General features: G+C 75.0%; 17 protein-coding genes and 1 pseudogene. 14 read left to right on the top strand and 4 right to left on the bottom strand.

Going from position 1 to position 15,752, the window contains the following annotated elements:
* Positions 1–53 precede the first annotated feature (53 nt).
* The 6 genes from ACFYXE_RS01305 to ACFYXE_RS01330 all read left to right on the top strand — a co-directional run bounded on the left by ACFYXE_RS01305 (position 54) and on the right by ACFYXE_RS01330 (position 6,036).
* Positions 54–1,487, top strand: a complete 1,434-nt coding sequence (locus ACFYXE_RS01305) for an NAD(P)H-hydrate dehydratase (protein WP_361164904.1) — start codon at positions 54–56, stop codon at positions 1,485–1,487.
* 162 nt (positions 1,488–1,649) lie between these two features.
* Positions 1,650–2,546, top strand: coding sequence for a L,D-transpeptidase family protein (locus tag ACFYXE_RS01310; protein WP_389307792.1), 897 nt, complete (start codon positions 1,650–1,652; stop codon positions 2,544–2,546).
* 60 nt (positions 2,547–2,606) lie between these two features.
* Positions 2,607–3,776 (top strand): alanine racemase, encoded by a 1,170-nt coding sequence (gene alr, locus ACFYXE_RS01315; RefSeq protein WP_361164898.1) that lies wholly within the window; start codon positions 2,607–2,609, stop codon positions 3,774–3,776.
* Between the two features lie 53 nt (positions 3,777–3,829).
* On the top strand, positions 3,830–5,044 hold the full coding sequence (locus tag ACFYXE_RS01320; RefSeq protein WP_389307795.1) for an alpha/beta fold hydrolase: 1,215 nt from the start codon (positions 3,830–3,832) through the stop codon (positions 5,042–5,044).
* Positions 5,045–5,134: 90 nt separating this feature from the next.
* The gene (tsaE, locus tag ACFYXE_RS01325) at positions 5,135–5,647 is read left to right on the top strand and encodes a tRNA (adenosine(37)-N6)-threonylcarbamoyltransferase complex ATPase subunit type 1 TsaE (RefSeq protein WP_389307797.1); all 513 of its coding nucleotides are present in this window, start codon (positions 5,135–5,137) and stop codon (positions 5,645–5,647) included.
* A 182-nt stretch (positions 5,648–5,829) separates the two neighbouring features.
* Positions 5,830–6,036: a hypothetical protein gene (locus ACFYXE_RS01330; protein WP_389307799.1), complete on the top strand. Its 207-nt coding sequence runs from the start codon at positions 5,830–5,832 to the stop codon at positions 6,034–6,036.
* Positions 6,037–6,066: 30 nt separating this feature from the next.
* On the opposite strand, the gene ACFYXE_RS01335 is transcribed toward ACFYXE_RS01330, so the two are convergent.
* Positions 6,067–6,612: a hypothetical protein gene (locus tag ACFYXE_RS01335; protein WP_389307801.1), complete on the bottom strand. Its 546-nt coding sequence runs from the start codon at positions 6,610–6,612 to the stop codon at positions 6,067–6,069.
* Positions 6,613–6,746: 134 nt separating this feature from the next.
* On the opposite strand from ACFYXE_RS01335, the gene tsaB reads away from it, so the two are divergent.
* Genes tsaB through ACFYXE_RS01355 form a run of 4 tightly spaced genes read left to right on the top strand, consistent with a single transcriptional unit; the run spans position 6,747 to position 9,283 of the window.
* The gene (gene tsaB / locus ACFYXE_RS01340) at positions 6,747–7,400 is read left to right on the top strand and encodes a tRNA (adenosine(37)-N6)-threonylcarbamoyltransferase complex dimerization subunit type 1 TsaB (RefSeq protein WP_361164883.1); all 654 of its coding nucleotides are present in this window, start codon (positions 6,747–6,749) and stop codon (positions 7,398–7,400) included.
* Positions 7,401–7,441: 41 nt separating this feature from the next.
* Positions 7,442–7,924, top strand: a complete 483-nt coding sequence (rimI, locus tag ACFYXE_RS01345) for a ribosomal protein S18-alanine N-acetyltransferase (RefSeq protein WP_361165118.1) — start codon at positions 7,442–7,444, stop codon at positions 7,922–7,924.
* Positions 7,917–9,023, top strand: a complete 1,107-nt coding sequence (gene tsaD / locus ACFYXE_RS01350; RefSeq protein WP_361164880.1) for a tRNA (adenosine(37)-N6)-threonylcarbamoyltransferase complex transferase subunit TsaD — start codon at positions 7,917–7,919, stop codon at positions 9,021–9,023. The genes rimI and tsaD overlap by 8 nt, the downstream gene beginning before the upstream one ends.
* Positions 9,020–9,283: a hypothetical protein gene (locus tag ACFYXE_RS01355; RefSeq protein WP_389307804.1), complete on the top strand. Its 264-nt coding sequence runs from the start codon at positions 9,020–9,022 to the stop codon at positions 9,281–9,283. The genes tsaD and ACFYXE_RS01355 overlap by 4 nt, the downstream gene beginning before the upstream one ends.
* A 36-nt stretch (positions 9,284–9,319) precedes the next feature.
* Here ACFYXE_RS01355 and ACFYXE_RS01360 read toward each other — a convergent pair whose 3' ends face one another.
* Both ACFYXE_RS01360 and ACFYXE_RS01365 read right to left on the bottom strand, forming a co-directional pair.
* Complete coding sequence (locus ACFYXE_RS01360; protein ID WP_389307806.1) at positions 9,320–10,405, bottom strand: hypothetical protein; 1,086 nt, start codon at positions 10,403–10,405, stop codon at positions 9,320–9,322.
* A 206-nt stretch (positions 10,406–10,611) separates the two neighbouring features.
* Positions 10,612–10,695: pseudogene (locus ACFYXE_RS01365) on the bottom strand (class I SAM-dependent methyltransferase); the annotation flags it as partial.
* A gap of 193 nt (positions 10,696–10,888) precedes the next feature.
* Between ACFYXE_RS01365 and ACFYXE_RS01370 the strand changes: the two are divergent.
* Together ACFYXE_RS01370 and ACFYXE_RS01375 are read left to right on the top strand one after the other, a co-directional pair.
* Positions 10,889–11,245 (top strand): YciI family protein, encoded by a 357-nt coding sequence (locus tag ACFYXE_RS01370; RefSeq protein ID WP_361164873.1) that lies wholly within the window; start codon positions 10,889–10,891, stop codon positions 11,243–11,245.
* 119 nt (positions 11,246–11,364) lie between these two features.
* Positions 11,365–12,573: an RNA polymerase sigma factor gene (locus ACFYXE_RS01375; RefSeq protein WP_389309437.1), complete on the top strand. Its 1,209-nt coding sequence runs from the start codon at positions 11,365–11,367 to the stop codon at positions 12,571–12,573.
* Between the two features lie 27 nt (positions 12,574–12,600).
* Here the strand turns inward: ACFYXE_RS01375 and ACFYXE_RS01380 are convergent, their stop codons facing one another.
* Positions 12,601–13,863: a methyltransferase domain-containing protein gene (locus ACFYXE_RS01380; RefSeq protein WP_389307808.1), complete on the bottom strand. Its 1,263-nt coding sequence runs from the start codon at positions 13,861–13,863 to the stop codon at positions 12,601–12,603.
* 82 nt (positions 13,864–13,945) lie between these two features.
* Here ACFYXE_RS01380 and ACFYXE_RS01385 point away from each other — a divergent pair, with 82 nt between their 5' ends.
* Positions 13,946–14,869, top strand: a complete 924-nt coding sequence (locus ACFYXE_RS01385; protein WP_389307810.1) for a polysaccharide deacetylase family protein — start codon at positions 13,946–13,948, stop codon at positions 14,867–14,869.
* Positions 14,870–15,416: 547 nt separating this feature from the next.
* Complete coding sequence (groES, locus tag ACFYXE_RS01390; protein WP_006347174.1) at positions 15,417–15,725, top strand: co-chaperone GroES; 309 nt, start codon at positions 15,417–15,419, stop codon at positions 15,723–15,725.
* The last annotated feature ends 27 nt before the right edge of the window (positions 15,726–15,752 follow it).

The raw sequence follows: 15,752 nt of genomic DNA on the forward strand, positions 1-15,752 counted from the left end.
GTCCCGCACGCGATCCACCGGCCGGGCCGTGCGGCGGCGGGCAGACTGGACGCATGCGTAATGCGTACAGCGTGGAGAGCGTCAGGTCCGGGGAGCGCGTGCTGATGGCCCGGGGGCCCGAGGGCGCGTTGATGCAGCGCGCCGCCGCCGGCCTCGCCGCCGTATGCGCCCGGCTGCTGGGCAAGGTGTACGGCTCGCGGGTGGCGTTGCTGGTGGGCAGCGGGGACAACGGCGGCGACGCCCTGTACGCCGGGGCCCGGCTGGCCCGCAGGGGCGCGGGCGTCGGCGCCGTGCTGCTCGACCCGGCCCGCGCGCACGCCGGCGGTCTCGCCGCCCTGCGGGCCGCCGGGGCCGTCGTGGTGGACGCCGACGACCCGCGGGCCGAGGCGATGGTCGGCGGGGCGCGGCTCGTGGTCGACGGGATCGTGGGCATCGGCGGGCGCGGCGGGCTGCGGGAGACCGCCGTCCGGCTCGTGGGAGCGGTGCGGGACGCGACGGTCGTGGCGGTGGACCTGCCCAGCGGCGTCGACGCCGACACGGGAGAGGTGCCGGGGCACGCCGTCCGCGCCGATGTGACGGTCACGTTCGGCGCGTACAAGCCGGGGCTGCTCATCGATCCGGCCCGGGAGTACGCCGGTGTCGTCCGCCTCGTCGACATCGGCCTCGACCTCGCCGCGGACGCGTGCGTGGCGCAGGCCCCGCAGTTCGCGGACATCGCGCCGCTGCTGCCGGTGCCGGGCGGCGAGAGCGACAAGTACCGGCGCGGTGTCGTCGGGATCGTCGCCGGGTCCGCGCGCTATCCGGGCGCCGCCGTGCTCGCCGTCGCGGGCGCGCTGCGCGGGGGCGCGGGCGCCGTGCGGTACGTGGGCCCCGCCGCGGACGCCGTCGTCGCGCGCTTCCCCGAGGCGCTGGTGTCCACGGGCCCGCCCGCCGGGGCCGGGCGGGTGCAGGCCTGGGTCGCCGGGCCCGGCCTCGGGGACGACGAGGAGCGGCTGCGGGACGTGGTCGCCGCCGACGTGCCGGTGCTGATCGACGCCGACGGGCTGCGGCTCGCGGGGGAGGCGCGGGTGCGGGCGCGCAGCGCGCCGACCCTCCTGACGCCGCACGCCGGTGAGGCCGCCGCGCTGCTCGGCGTCGACCGCGCGGAGGTCGAGGCGGGACGGCTCGCCGCCGTACGGGAGCTGGCGCGGCGGTACGGGGCGACGGTGCTGCTCAAGGGGTCGACGACGCTCGTCGCGTCGGAGCGGGGCGCCGTGCGCGTCAACCCGACGGGGACGCCGTGGCTCGCCACCGCGGGCAGCGGCGACGTGCTGTCCGGGCTCGCCGGGGCGCTGCTGGCCGCCGGGCTCGACGCGCGGGACGCGGGCACCGTCGGCGCGTACCTGCACGGGCTCGCCGGGCGGCACGCGGCGGACGGCGCGCCGGTGGCCGCGCAGGACGTGGCCGACGCGATCCCCGCCGCCTGGCGGGAGGCCCGCAGGCCCTAGGGGGCGTCCGACACCCCCTGGGGCCCGGTGCCGGACGGCGGGCCCCGTGCGGCCGGCCGGCGGGTCCCGGTGGCGCGTCCGCGGGAGTTGTCCGGGGCCCTTCGAGTGACGCCCCCGCGCGGCTGACGGCCGCGCGGCACGGGGCCGGGGTTCGCTCATCGCATGATCAGTAAGACAGCACAGCGCGGCCTCCCCGTGCTGCTCGCCCTCGCCGCGGCCCTGCCGGCCGTCCCCGCGTCCGCGGACCCCGCGCCGCCGCGGCCCGCGGCCCCCGGGACCGCCGCGCTGGTTCCCGGCATCCCCTCCGCGTCCCCCCACCCGTGGCAGCTGGACACCCCGGACCAGGCGCTGCCGCCGCACGTGTACACGCCAAGCGCCGCCGAGGACGCGATCGAGCCCATGGACGCGCCCGCCGCCGCCGACGACCTCGTCGAGTACGTGCCGCGCGGCGAGGTCGCCACCAAGGCCGCGCCGGCCTGCACCAGGAGCACCGGCCCCTACCAGCGCCAGGTGGAGCGCTGGCTCAAGCGGCCGGTGGACGGCAAGCAGTCCGCCGCCGACTGCCGGGCCGTCCGCGCCTTCCAGCGCAAGGAGGGCATCCGGCCCGCGACCGGGTTCGCCGGACCGGTCACCTGGGCCCGGATGCGGCTGATCTCGGCCCGCAAGAACCCGAACGCCGCCAAGAAGTGCCCCCCGCGCGCGTACCGCCTGGCCTGCGTCGACCTGACCCGGCAGCTGATGTGGGTGCAGAAGGGCAAGAAGCGGCTGCTCGGCCCGGTGCCGATCCGCACCGGACGCGCCGGGTACCCGACCCGCACCGGCTGGCACAAGGTCTACTGGAAGCACAAGAACCACTGGTCGTCGCTGTACGACACCCCCATGCCGTACAGCCAGTTCTTCAACCGCGGGCAGGCCTTCCACGCCATCTACGGCAACGTGTACAGCCCGCCCGGCTCGCGGGGCTGCGTGAACCTGCGGCTCGCCGACGCCCGCCTGCTGTGGAAGACCCTCGACAAGGGCGACCGCGTCTACGTGTGGGGACGCAAGCCGGGCACCTGAGCCGGTGCCAGGACCCGCGGGAGCGGGGGCTGTCGGCGGCCTCTGAGACACTTGTCCGCGATGAACGAGACAGCCCCTTTCCGTGTCCGCGCCGAGATCGACCTCGCCGCCCTCCGCGCCAACGTGCGCTCGTTGCGCGCCCACGCGCCGGACGCCGCGTTCATGGCCGTGGTGAAGGCGGACGGCTACGGCCACGGAATGCTGGCCTGCGCGCGGGCCGCCCGGGACGCGGGCGCCACCTGGATCGGCACCGCCACGCCGGAGGAGGCGCTCGCGGTGCGCGCCGCGGGCCTGCCGGGCCGGATCATGTGCTGGCTGTGGACGCCGGGCGGCCCCTGGCGCGAGGGCATCGAGGCCGATCTGGACATGTCGGTGAGCGCCCTGTGGGCGCTGCGCGAGGTGAGCGGGGCGGCGCGCGCGACGGGCCGGACCGCCCGCATCCAGCTCAAGGCCGACACGGGCCTGGGGCGCAACGGCTGCCTGCCCGCCGACTGGCCCGAGCTGGTCGCCGCCGCGCTGCGCGCCGAGGCCGAGGGCCTGGTCGAGGTCACCGGCCTGTGGTCGCACTTCGCCTGTGCCGACGAGCCGGGGCACCCCGCCACCGCCGCCCAGCTCCAGGTCTTCCGCGAGATGGTGGCGTACGCCGAGGAGCGGGGCATACGCCCCGAGGTGCGGCACATCGCCAACTCCCCGGGCACGCTCACGCTCCCGGAGACGCACTTCGACCTCGTCCGCCCGGGCATCGCGATGTACGGCATCTCGCCGAGCCCCGAGCTGGGCACCCCGCAGGACTTCGGGCTGCGTCCCGTGATGACGCTCACCGCCTCGCTCGCCCACGTCAAGCACGCCCCGGGCGGGCACGGCGTGAGCTACGGCCACCACTACGTGACCCCGGGCGAGACGACCCTCGGCCTGGTCCCCGCCGGATACGGCGACGGCATCCCGCGCCACGCCTCCGGCACCGCCCCGGTCCTGGTCGGCGGCAAGTGGCGGACGGTCGCCGGCCGGGTCGCGATGGACCAGTTCGTCGTCGACCTCGGCGGGGACGAGCCGGAGGTGGGCGCGCCCGCCGTGCTGTTCGGCCCGGGCGACGGGGGCGAGCCGACGGCGGAGGACTGGGCGCAGGCGTCCGGCACCATCGCGTACGAGATCGTCACCCGCATCGGATCGCGCGTCCCGCGCGTCTATCTGAACGAGCGGCCCGAGCCGGACGAGCGGCCCGCGGCCTGACCGGGACCGAGCGGCCCGACGAGGACTGACCAGGAACGGACGAGGAGCGGCACGTGAGCGAGAGCAGCACGGGGGCGGCCGCGGCGGAGGCGGTGGCACAGGCCGCCGACGCGGCCGGGAACTGGCGCCGGGCCGGGGTGGCGGGCGCCGCGATAGGTGTCATCGCCGCGGGCGCGGCCGCCGGGGTGGCCATAGAACGGCTCACCGTGGGCCGCGGCATGCGCAAGAAGGCGCGCCTGGCGCTCGACGCCTCGGGGCCCTACGGCTCGCTGCGCGGCATGCCCGGCACGGCGTACGCGGACGACGGCACCGAGCTGTCCTACGAGGTCGAGGAGGCCGAGGCGGACAGCGAGCAGGGGCCGCGCCGGCGCAGGCTCTTCGGCCGCCGGGACCCCGCGCCGGTCACCGTCGTCTTCAGCCACGGCTACTGCCTGAGCCAGGACTCCTGGCACTTCCAGCGGGCCGCGCTGCGCGGTGTGGTCCGCGCGGTCTACTGGGACCAGCGCAGCCACGCCCGCTCGGCGCGCGGCGTCGACCAGCTGGAGCACGGCGTGCCGGTCTCCATCGACCAGCTGGGCCGGGACCTGAAGGCCGTCATCGACGCGGCCGCGCCCGAGGGGCCGCTCGTCCTCGTCGGGCACTCCATGGGCGGCATGACGACCATGGCGCTCGCCGACCAGTTCCCCGAGCTGATCCGTGAGCGCGTGGTGGGCGTCGCCCTGGTCGGCACGTCGTCGGGACAGCTCGGACAGGTGAATTTCGGCCTCCCGGTCGCCGGGATGAACGCGGTCCGGCGGGTGCTGCCGGGCGTGCTGCGGGCGCTGGGCTCCCAGGCCGAGCTGGTGGAGAAGGGCCGCCGGGCCACCGCCGACCTCTTCGCGGGCGTCATCAAGCGCTACTCGTTCTCGCGCAGGGACGTGGACCCGGCCATCGCCCGCTTCGCGGAGCGGATGATCGAGGCGACCCCGATCGACGTGGTCGCCGAGTTCTACCCGGCGTTCGCCGAGCACGACAAGGCGGCCGCGCTCAAGCACTTCGCCGAGCTGCCGGTGCTGGTGCTCGCCGGGGACAAGGACCTGATCACGCCGAGCGAGCACAGCGAGGCGATCGCCGACCTGCTGCCGGACGCCGAGCTCGTCCTGGTCCCGGACGCCGGGCACCTGGTCATGCTGGAGCACCCGGAGGTGGTCACGGACCGCCTCGCGGACCTGCTCGGGCGGGTCGGCGCGGCCCCGGCGGCCGACCGCGAGGGCCGGGTCGGCGGCTGACGTCCGCGCGGCGGCCCGGGCGTCCCCCGGCGCGGCGGTGTGCGCCCTCGCGGGCCGGTGCGGGGCCCGTCAGCGGCTACCGTGGGCGGTATGGAAGCACCGCACCGCCAGGCCCCCGCAACCGTACTCAAGATCACCGTCAACTCCCCGGAGCAGATGGGTGAGTTGGGCCGGCGCCTGGCCACCACGCTGCGCCCCGGCGACCTCGTCATGCTCACCGGCGAGCTCGGCGCGGGCAAGACGACGCTGACCCGCGGCCTGGGCGAGGGGCTGGGCGTGCGCGGCGCCGTCACCTCGCCGACCTTCGTCATCGCCCGCGTGCACCCCCCGCTCGGCGCCGGACCGGCGCTGGTGCACGTCGACGCGTACCGCCTGGGCGGCGGGCTCGACGAGATGGAGGACCTGGACCTCGACGTCTCGCTGCCCGACTCGGTGGTCGTCGTGGAGTGGGGCGACGGCAAGGTCGAGGAGCTCTCGGACGACCGGCTGCACGTCGTCATCGACCGCGCCGTGGGCGACACGACGGACGAGGTGCGCGAGGTGACGCTCACCGGCCTCGGGCAGCGCTGGGCCGACGCGGACCTGGCGGCGCTGTCGGCCTGACCCCCCCCGTATCACCGCCGGCCCGGGCCCTTCGGCCCGGGCCGCTCTCGTACGTTCACCCGAACGTTCCGACAAGACGTCGGCAAAATGTTGCGTTGCGTGTGTCGCGCGTGGTCACATGGATACCGGTCCTGGTTAGGTCTACCTAACCACGTCTGCCCCCGGAGCCCCAGGAGGCATCCATGTCGGCTTCAGAACGTGACGTACAGCCGCAGCCGCCCGTGCTGCCGGGACCGTCGGCCGGTGTGGACGTCTCGCAGCTGTCGATGAGCGACCTGCTGGCCTCGTGTGCCGCCGCGAGCGCGGTCTCCACACCTCCGTGCGACCCGGTCCCCGCGGGGGACGCCCCTACGGGTGATGTGCGCGCCGGCGAGCGGCCCGCCGGGTGACGTGTTCACCGGCGTGCCCACCGGCATGTCCTACGGAACGACGACGACCTTCTGACTGATCACGGCGAACTGCCACATCGCGTCGCCGTGCGCGCGCGACTCACGGATGCCGCCGGTCTTCTGCGACGGGTCCGGCTTCGGCGTCGAGCCGTCGACGGCCGCGCTGAAACCGATCGCGATGCCGTCGACCGTGGTGAACCGCACGACGTGCTCGATCGGCTTGCCGTCCGTGCCGGTGACCGATCCGGAGCGGGAGCTGACGGTGTAGGTCCCCGGGGCCGGGTCGACCGTGCCCGGCGTGACCTTGAAGGTGATCTGCGGCTTCCCGGACTGCTCGACCAGCCAGACGCGGTCGTCCTCCAGCGAGTACACGACCCGCTTGCCGGAACCGGACTGCGCGGGCACCGCCGTCGGGTTCTTCTTGTCCTTGGGGGAGCGGGGGGCCGCGGTGGGCGTCTTGTCCGGGTGCTTGAGCCCGTCCGGTGCGCTGGCCGAGGCCTGATAGGCGAGGAAACCGACCGCGGCGACGGCAGCGGCGGTGAGCCCGGCCACGAATCCCGAGCTGCTCCTTGACACCTTGCGCCACCCACCTCTTCGTACTGCGTACGGCTACGCAGTGACGGTAGCAGCAGGCGTGCCCCATCCCCGGGCAGCCGCACCCCATGCCGGAGGCGGCCGTGCGGCGGGCGCCGGAGCCGTAGGCTGTTCGCGTGCTCTTGCTCGCTCTGGATACCGCAACGCCCGCCGTCACCGTCGCCCTGCACGACGGCTCCTCCTCCGTCGCGGAGTCGAGCCAGGTCGACGCCCGGCGGCACGGCGAACTGCTCCTGCCCGCCGTCGACCGGGTGCTCGCCGAGGCGGGCCTCGGACTCGACGCCGTCACCGACATCGTCGTCGGCGTGGGCCCCGGCCCCTACACCGGGCTGCGCGTCGGCCTGATGACCGCCGACACCTTCGGCCTCGCGCTCGGCGTCCCCGTGCACGGCGTGTGCACGCTGGACGGCCTCGCGTACGCGTCCGGCATCGACGGCCCCTTCGTGGTCGCCACCGACGCCCGCCGCAAGGAGGTCTACTGGGCGCGTTACGACGACGCCCGCACCCGCGCCGGCGGCCCCGCCGTCGACCGGCCCGCGGACATCGCCGCGGACGTCGCGGGCCTGCCCGCGGTCGGCGCGGGCGCGCTGCTCTACCCCGACACCTTCCCCGACGCCCGCGCGCCCGAGCACGTGTCGGCCGCCGCGCTCGCCGCCCTGGCCGCCGAGCGGCTCGCGGCCGGCGAGGAGCTCCTGGAGCCGCGTCCGCTGTACCTGCGCAGGCCCGACGCGCAGGTGCCCAAGAACTACAAGGTGGTCACCCCGAAGTGACCGAGGCGACCCCGGTGACCGACGCCGCCGTGCTGCGCGGGATGCGCTGGTGGGACATCGACGCGGTGTTCGTCCTGGAGAAGGAGCTCTTCCCGGACGACGCCTGGTCGCGCGGCATGTTCTGGTCCGAGCTCGCCCACGCGCGCGGGCCGCTGGCCACCCGCCACTACGTCGTCGCCGTCGACGGCGACCGCCTCGTCGGCTACGCGGGGCTGGACGCCTCCGGCGACGTCGCCGACGTGCAGACCATCGCGGTGGCCCGCGACCACTGGGGCACCGGCCTGGGCGCCCGGCTGCTCACCGACCTGCTGCGCGCCGCGACCGCCTACGAGCGCACCGAGGTGATGCTGGAGGTGCGGGTGGACAACACCCGGGCCCAGAAGCTCTACGAGCGCTTCGGCTTCGAGCCCATCGGCTTCCGGCGCGGCTACTACCAGCCCGGCAACGTGGACGCGCTGGTCATGCGCCGCACCGATCCCTCCACCCCCGCAACCGGCGTACAAGGAACCGAGATTCATGGCTGACCCGCGCGACGAACCCCTCGTCCTCGGCATCGAGACCTCCTGCGACGAGACCGGCGTCGGCATCGTCCGCGGCACCACGCTGCTCGCGGACGCCGTCGCCTCCAGCGTCGACGAGCACGCCCGCTTCGGCGGCGTCGTGCCCGAGGTCGCCTCCCGCGCGCACCTGGAGGCGATGGTGCCGACCATCGACCGCGCCCTGAAGGAGGCGGGGGTGAGCGCCCGGGACCTCGACGGCATCTCGGTGACCGCGGGGCCCGGCCTCGCGGGCGCGCTGCTCGTCGGCGTCTCGGCCGCCAAGGCGTACGCGTACGCGCTCGGCAAGCCGCTCTACGGCGTGAACCACCTCGCCTCGCACATCTGCGTGGACCAGCTGGAGCACGGGCCGCTGCCCGAGCCGACGATGGCGCTCCTGGTGTCCGGCGGTCACTCCTCGCTGCTGCTGTCCACCGACATCACCTCCGACGTGCGGCCGCTCGGCTCGACCATCGACGACGCGGCGGGCGAGGCCTTCGACAAGATCGCGCGGGTGCTGAACCTCGGCTTCCCCGGCGGTCCCGTCATCGACCGGTACGCGCGCGAGGGCGACCCGGAGGCCATCGCCTTCCCGCGCGGGCTCACCGGCCCGCGGGACGCTCCCTACGACTTCTCCTTCTCCGGGCTCAAGACGTCCGTCGCCCGCTGGATCGAGGCGAAGCGGGCCGCGGGAGAGGACGTGCCGGTGCGGGACGTGTCGGCGTCCTTCCAGGAGGCCGTCGTCGACGTGCTGACCCGCAAGGCCGTGCGGGCCTGCAAGGACGAGGGCGTCGACCACCTCATGATCGGCGGCGGCGTGGCCGCCAACTCGCGGCTGCGGGCGCTCGCCCAGGAGCGGTGCGAGAAGGCCGGGATCCGGCTGCGGGTGCCCCGGCCGAAGCTGTGCACCGACAACGGTGCGATGGTCGCGGCCCTCGGCGCCGAGATGGTCGCCCGCAACCGCTCGGCCTCCTCCTGGGACCTGTCGGCGGACTCCTCGCTGCCGGTGACGGAGCCGCACGTGCCCGGGCACGCGCACGGTCACGACCACGTGCACGAGGTCAGCAAGGAGAACCTGTACTCGTGACGGTCGCGCTGATGTGGGAGGCCCGTGCCGTCGAGGGCCGGGGCGCCGACCTGCTCGCCTGGGCACGGGAGCAGCGGCCCGCCGGTGACGGCGAGCCGCTGCGCCGGGAGACGTTCCGGGCGCCGCAGGACCGGGTGCTCGTCATCACCTGGTGGGACGCGGCGCCGGACGCCGACCTGCCCGAACTGCCGGAGCCCGCCGCGGACCTCGTGACGCGGCCGGTGCACCGCTGGCGGTTCGAGTCGGTCGAGGAGCGCTAGGTCCGGTCCGGCGGCGCACCGCACGGGCCCCGGGCCTCACGGCTCCCGGGCGCTGAGCAGGGCCGGGACCGTCACCAGGGACAGGGCCGCCGTGCACAGCGTCGACAGCACCGCCAGGGTGCCCTGCGTGGTCTCGACGTACTGGTCGAGGTGGCCGTCGGACACGAGCGAGTACAGCGTGCGCCCGTCCAGGTAGAGCAGCACGGACGCCAGCGCGAGCCCCGCGCCCCGGCCCGCCGGCCGCCCCGCCAGCAGCAGCCCCGCGACCACGCAGGGCGCGAGGGCGAAGGCCAGGGTGTGGAAGGCGTACGGGACCGACGCGGAGTACGAGGCGTCGACCGCGTCCCGGAAGAAGCCGCTCGCCCCGGCGTCCGGTGAGCCGCCCACCAGGAAGACCTGCGGCCGGGTCAGGCGGTGGATCAGCCAGGCCACCGACACCGCGCCGGACAGCAGCAGGCAGACCCCGGCGGTGGTGAGCCCCGCCCGCGCACCGGCCGGGCGGGGCGGCACGGGCGGCGGTCCGTACGGGCCGTACGAGCCGTACGAGGGGTGTGGAGGGCCGTACGACGGCGGCGGGGGAGCGGGGGCGTCGGTCGGCGCGGAGGGCGTCCACGGGGCGTGGGCGGCCGGGGCGGTGGCCCTGCGGCCCGCCCGTGCCATCGCGACCAGCGTCGCGACGCCCACGACGAGGCCGAGCGCCCGGAAGCCGGCCAGCAGCCTGCCGTACTCGGAGCGCCGCAGCAGCTCGCGGTAGGTCGAGGAGGCGGCGACGCCCACCAGCTCCCGCAGGGCGAGGGCGACCAGGAACACCGCGACGAACATCAGTGCGCCGCGCGCCACCCGGCGCCGGGCCACCGCGATCCCGCCGAAGACGAGCGCGGCGGCGAGCAGCGCCCAGTCCGGCGGGGTCTGCGCCCACGGGGTGAACGGGACGAGCGGGTCGTACAGCGCCCGGACGAAGTCGCCGCCGTCCGCGCCGCGGCGGTCCACCTCGTAGCCGATCCAGCCCGCCCCCGCGGCCGCGTACAGGCCGAGGAGCAGGCCCGAGCCCACGTACGCGGCGGAGCTCCGGGGTCCCGCGCGGTTCAGGTCCTGGTGCGTGCCGTGATCCGGCATGGCCATGCGTGTCCCCCCGGTCCGACGCCGTGTGGTGTCAGGGACACGCCCTGGGGTCCGGTCAGTTCCCGGCGGGTGCGCGGTAGGTCAACAGGTAGCGCCAGAAGAGGAGTTGGCGCATCTCGGCGCCGGGCAGGAGGCGGGCCGCCTCGGTGCGGATCTCGGGCAGGCGCATGGCGGGCCGGGGCCCGGCCGCCGCCGCGATGACCTCAGCCGACGTCCAGCGCGGTGCGCCCGCCGGGCGGCAGCCGGCGCAGGAGCAGCCGGTGGTAGTGGTCGTTGTGGTCGAACGGCATGCGGGCGAGCCTGGCACACCGTGCGCTGCGGGAGTCCGCCCCGGCGGCCTCGGTACCGCTGTGACCTGCGTTGACGCGGGTCCGCGAAGAAACTTCGAAAAAATTCGGCGACGATGTCGAAACGGGCGTCTCCCGTTCGACGCAGGGGTGAGAGGCGGGCAGGAGCCCCGCCGCCACCCGATGGGAGACCACGATGCCGCGCTACCTGACGATGATCCGCATCGACGAGAACAACGCCCCCGAGGGCGGCCCGAGCCCCGAGCTGCAGGAGCGCATGGGCGCGCTCCTGGAGGAGATCACCAAGGCCGGGGTGATGCTCGACACCGCGGGCCTGCGGCCCACCGCGGAAGGCGCCCGCGTCACCTGGGACAAGGGCGAGATGTCCGTCACCGACGGGCCGTTCACCGAGACCAAGGAGGTCATCGGCGGCTACTCGATCTGCCAGGCCAAGGACATGGCCGAGGCCGTCGAGTGGACCAAGCGGTTCCTGCGGACCCACGAGGACTACTGGACGATCACCGCCGAGGTCCGGGAGATCGAGCAGGGCTGACGGCCACCGGCGGACGGCCCGCGGCGCGCCTTTGCGGCGGCGCGGGCGGGGTGCTCTGATGGGTGGCCGTGAGCCATCCGCCGGAGCACCCCCGCCAGGCCATCGAGACCGTCTTCCGCATGGAGTCGCCGCGCATCATCGCCGGGGCCGCCCGGATCGTGCGGGACGTCGGCATCGCCGAGGAACTCGCGCAGGACGCCCTGGTCGCGGCCCTCGAACAGTGGCCGCGGACGGGCGTGCCCGACAACCCCGGCGCCTGGCTCACGGCCGCCGCCAAGCACCGCGCCGTCGACCTGGTGCGCCGCCGCGAGCGCTACGCCCGCAAGCTCGCCGAGGTCGGCCGCGACCTGGCGTCCGCGCCGCCGCACCTCGACGCGACCACCGATCCCGACGACATCGACGACGACCTGCTGCGCCTGGTCTTCACCGCCTGCCACCCGGTGCTCTCCGCCGAGGCCCGCGTGGCCCTGACCCTGCGCCTGCTCGGCGGCCTGACCACCGCGGAGATCGCCCGCGCGGTGCTCGCCCCCGAGCCGACCGTCGCGCAGCGCATCGTGCGCGCCAAGCGGACCCTGGCCGCCCGGGGCGTCCCCTTCGAGGTGCCCTACGGGCCGGACCGGGAGCGGCGGCTCGGCTCGGTCCTCGACGTCATCTACCTCGTCTTCAACGAGGGGTACGCGGCTACCGCGGGCGACGACTGGCTGCGGCCCGCCCTGTGCGAGGACGCGCTGCGGCTGGCCCGGGTGCTGGCCGGGCTGATGCCCGAGGAGTCCGAAGTGCACGGGCTCGCCGCGCTGTTGGAGCTGCAGGCCTCGCGCGCGGCGGCGCGCACCGGTCCGTCCGGCGAGCCGGTGCTGCTCGCGGACCAGAGCCGGGCCCGCTGGAACCGGATGCTGATCCGGCGCGGGTTCGCGGCGCTGGCACGGGCGCAGGGCGCGTCCGGCGGGGCTCTCGGTCCGTACGCCCTGCAGGCCGCGATCGCCGCGTGTCACGCCCACGCGCACACGTACGAGGAGACCGACTGGCAGCAGATCGCCGCGCTGTACGGCCTGCTCGCCGCGCGCGCCCCGTCGCCGGTCGTCGAGCTGAACCGCGCGGTCGCGGTGTCGATGGCCGAGGGGCCCGCGGCCGGGCTCGCCCTGGTCGACGCGCTGGCCGGCGAACCCGCCCTGCGGGACTACCACTTGCTGCCCAGCGTGCGGGGGGACCTGCTGGTGCGGCTCGGGCGGGCCGGCGAGGCGCGGGGAGAGTTCGAGCGCGCGGCGGGGCTGGCCCGCAACGAACGGGAGCGGGAGCTGCTGCGGGGGCGGGCGCGGGGGTGCGGATAGGGGCGCGGGCGGCCCGGAGTCCGCTGCTCAGGCGCCGGAGGGGCCCGTGTGCGGCGGCGCTGCCGGGTGGCCGATCAGCATCGCCGGCGCGCCTGCCACCCTCGTCAGGAACACCGTCGCCGCGTTCTTTCCCTGCGGCTTCACCTTGCGGCGCAGTTCCTCCGGTTCCACGGCCGAGCCGCGCTTCTTCACGGTCAGGATCCCGACCTCGCGCTCCCGCAGCAGCGCCTTGAGCTTCTTCACGCCGAAGGGGAGCCGGTCGGTGATCTCGTAGGCCACCGCGTACGGCGTCGGGTGCAGCGCGTCCGACGTGACGTACGCGATGGTCTCGTCGATCAGGCCGCCCCCGACCCGGGCGGCCACCTCCGCCACCAGGTGCGCGCGGATGACCGCGCCGTCCGGCTCGTACAAGTACCGCCCGACGGGCCGCACTTCGGGGTCCGGCAGCATCGCGTCCAGCGGGCTCCACAGCGAGGCGCCGCCCGGCAGGAGCGTCGCGCGGTGCGAGGCGGGGGCGTCCGTGCCGAACCACAGCACCGCCTCCTTCACGTCGCCGCCGTCCGAGATCCACTCGGCCGCGGCCCCTGCCGGGATCGCCTCGTGCGGGATGCCGGGGGCGATCTTCAGCGCGGCGAGCGGTGCCGTCCGCGCCGCCGAGGTCGCCCACGACAGCGGCGGGGAGTAGGCCTCCGGGTCGAAGATCCGCCCGCGCCCGCCGCGCCGCGCCGGGTCCACGAACACCGCGTCGTACCCGGCCGTGCCGACCTCGGTGACGTCCGCCTCGCGGACCTCGATCAGCTCGGCGAGCCCCAGCGCCTCGGCGTTGGCGCGTGCGACCGCGCAGGTCAGCGGGTCGCGGTCGACGGCGAGCACGGAGATCCCGGCCCGTGCGAGGGCGATCGCGTCGCCGCCGATGCCGCAGCACAGGTCGGCGAGGGTGCGTACGCCGAGGGCCGCGAAGCGCTGGGCGCGGTGCGCGGCGACGGAGGCGCGGGTGGACTGCTCGACGCCGTTCGGCGTGAAGAACATCCGGGCCGCGTCCCCGGCGCCGAACTTCGCCGCGGCCCGCTGCCGCAGCCGCGCCTGCGCGAGCGCGGCCGAGACCAGGGGCGCCGGATGGTCGCGGCGCAGCCGGGTGGCGGCGGCCAGCTCCTGCGCGGGCGCGAGGTCCCGCACCTCGTCGAGCAGGGCCCGGCCCTCCTCGGTGCGCAGGGCGGCGAAGGCGGCGAGGGGGTCGCCGAGGTCGGTCGCGTGGCCGCTCGGCGTGTTCGGGTCGTTCACCCGCCCCATTGTGGGCCAGTCGGTGGATGGTGCGCGGCCGGTGGCGGTGTCGGGCCCCCGTCACCGCCTTGAGCTGCGAGGATCCGGCGCCATGCAACTAGTACGACAAAACGAAGAATCCACCAGAAGACGGAAGAACCGGACGCGTGCCGTGCTGGCCGTCCTGTCCGTCGCGGCGATCGCCTCGGGCTGCGCCTCCGGCGGCTCCGACGGCGTGCGGCCCGCGCCCGGCCAGCAGCCGCTGGGCGCCCCGCCCGCCCGCGCCCTGGACTCCTACGCCCAGAAGCTCGCCGCGAGCCAGGCGGCGCGGGCCGCGGCGGCCAAGCGCTGGGGCCTGGCCAGGACGCCGCTCGCCGCGCCCGCCGCCCCGCGGATCAAGCCGCGCATCACCACCCGCAAGGGCTTCGAGGTCAAGGGCCAGGCGGGCCTGCCGCCGGTCTTCACGACCGTCCCGACCAAGGAGAAGGTCGTCTTCCTGACCATGGACGACGGCGCCGAGAAGGACCCGGCGCTGCTCAGGATGATGAGCGACCTGAAGATCCCGTACACCGCGTTCCTCAGCGACTACCTGGTCAAGGAGGACTACGGCTACTTCAGGAAGATGCAGGACCGCGGCGTCACCCTGAACAACCACACCCTCAACCACCGCTACCTGCCCGGGCTTTCGTACCAGGGGCAGCGCCGCGAGATCTGCGGCATGCAGGACACCATCGAGAAGCGCTACGGCAAGCGGCCCGAGCTGTTCCGCCCGCCGTACGGCAACTACAACCAGGACACGCTGCGCGCCGCCAAGTCCTGCGGCGTGAAGGCCGTGCCGCTCTGGGCCTCGGAGGCCTTCGCCGACCACATGGAGTGGCGCGAGTGGGACCGGGACCTGCACCCCGGCGACATCATCCTCACGCACTTCCGGGGGCGCGAGGACTGGAAGGGCACCATGCCCGACATGATCCGCCGGGTCATGAAGACGGTCACGGACAAGGGTTACGCGGTGGCCCGGCTGGAGGACTACCTGTGACCCCCGGGGTGCGGGCACGCCGCCGCCTCCTCGCCGGGGCCCTGCTGTGCGGTGTGCTCGCGCCCGCACTGCTCACGGGCTGCGCGGAATCGGTCGACCCGATCGAACGCCTGGGGAGGAAGGCGGCCCAGAAGGTCCCGCGCAAGCAGGGGGCCCCGGAGGGCCGGGGCGCTCAGCAGGTTTCCCGCTGCGGGCAGGCGTTCCGCGCGGCGGACGGGGTGGGCGCGGCCTCGGGTGCGGGGCGAGGGGAGACGCGACCTCCCTCCCTCGCGGAGAGGGAACTCCAGCCCCGGACGGCCCGTTGCCCCGAAGGGGTCGGCACCCCGCCCACCCCGGCGCTGGGACCCCCGCTGCGCTGAAGCCCGACGCAGTCGATTGGCACTCCGCTTGACCGAGTGCTAATCCCCGTCCTAGTCTCGCTTCTGGCACTCACCACTGGAGAGTGCCAACAGCGACGGGCAGGTCCGGCACCCGCGACGACGGATCCACCTGGTCGCCACACTCAGACTCTTAACCCCGTGAGATCTCCGAAGGGGGAGACCGGATCGTGACGACCGCCAGCTCCAAGGTTGCCATCAAGCCGCTCGAGGACCGCATTGTGGTCCAGCCGCTCGACGCCGAGCAGACCACGGCCTCTGGCCTGGTCATTCCGGACACCGCGAAGGAGAAGCCCCAGGAGGGCGCTGTCCTCGCCGTGGGCCCGGGCCGCTTCGAGAACGGCGAGCGCCTCCCGCTCGACGTCAAGGTCGGCGATGTCGTGCTGTACAGCAAGTACGGCGGCACCGAGGTGAAGTACAACGGCGACGAGTACCTCGTCCTCTCGGCTCGCGACGTGCTCGCGATCGTCGAGAAGTAGTTCACCGCTTCACCTGCTTCACCAGCA

This window comes from Streptomyces sp. NPDC002564, from assembly GCF_042889645.1.
GTDB lineage: Bacteria > Actinomycetota > Actinomycetes > Streptomycetales > Streptomycetaceae > Streptomyces.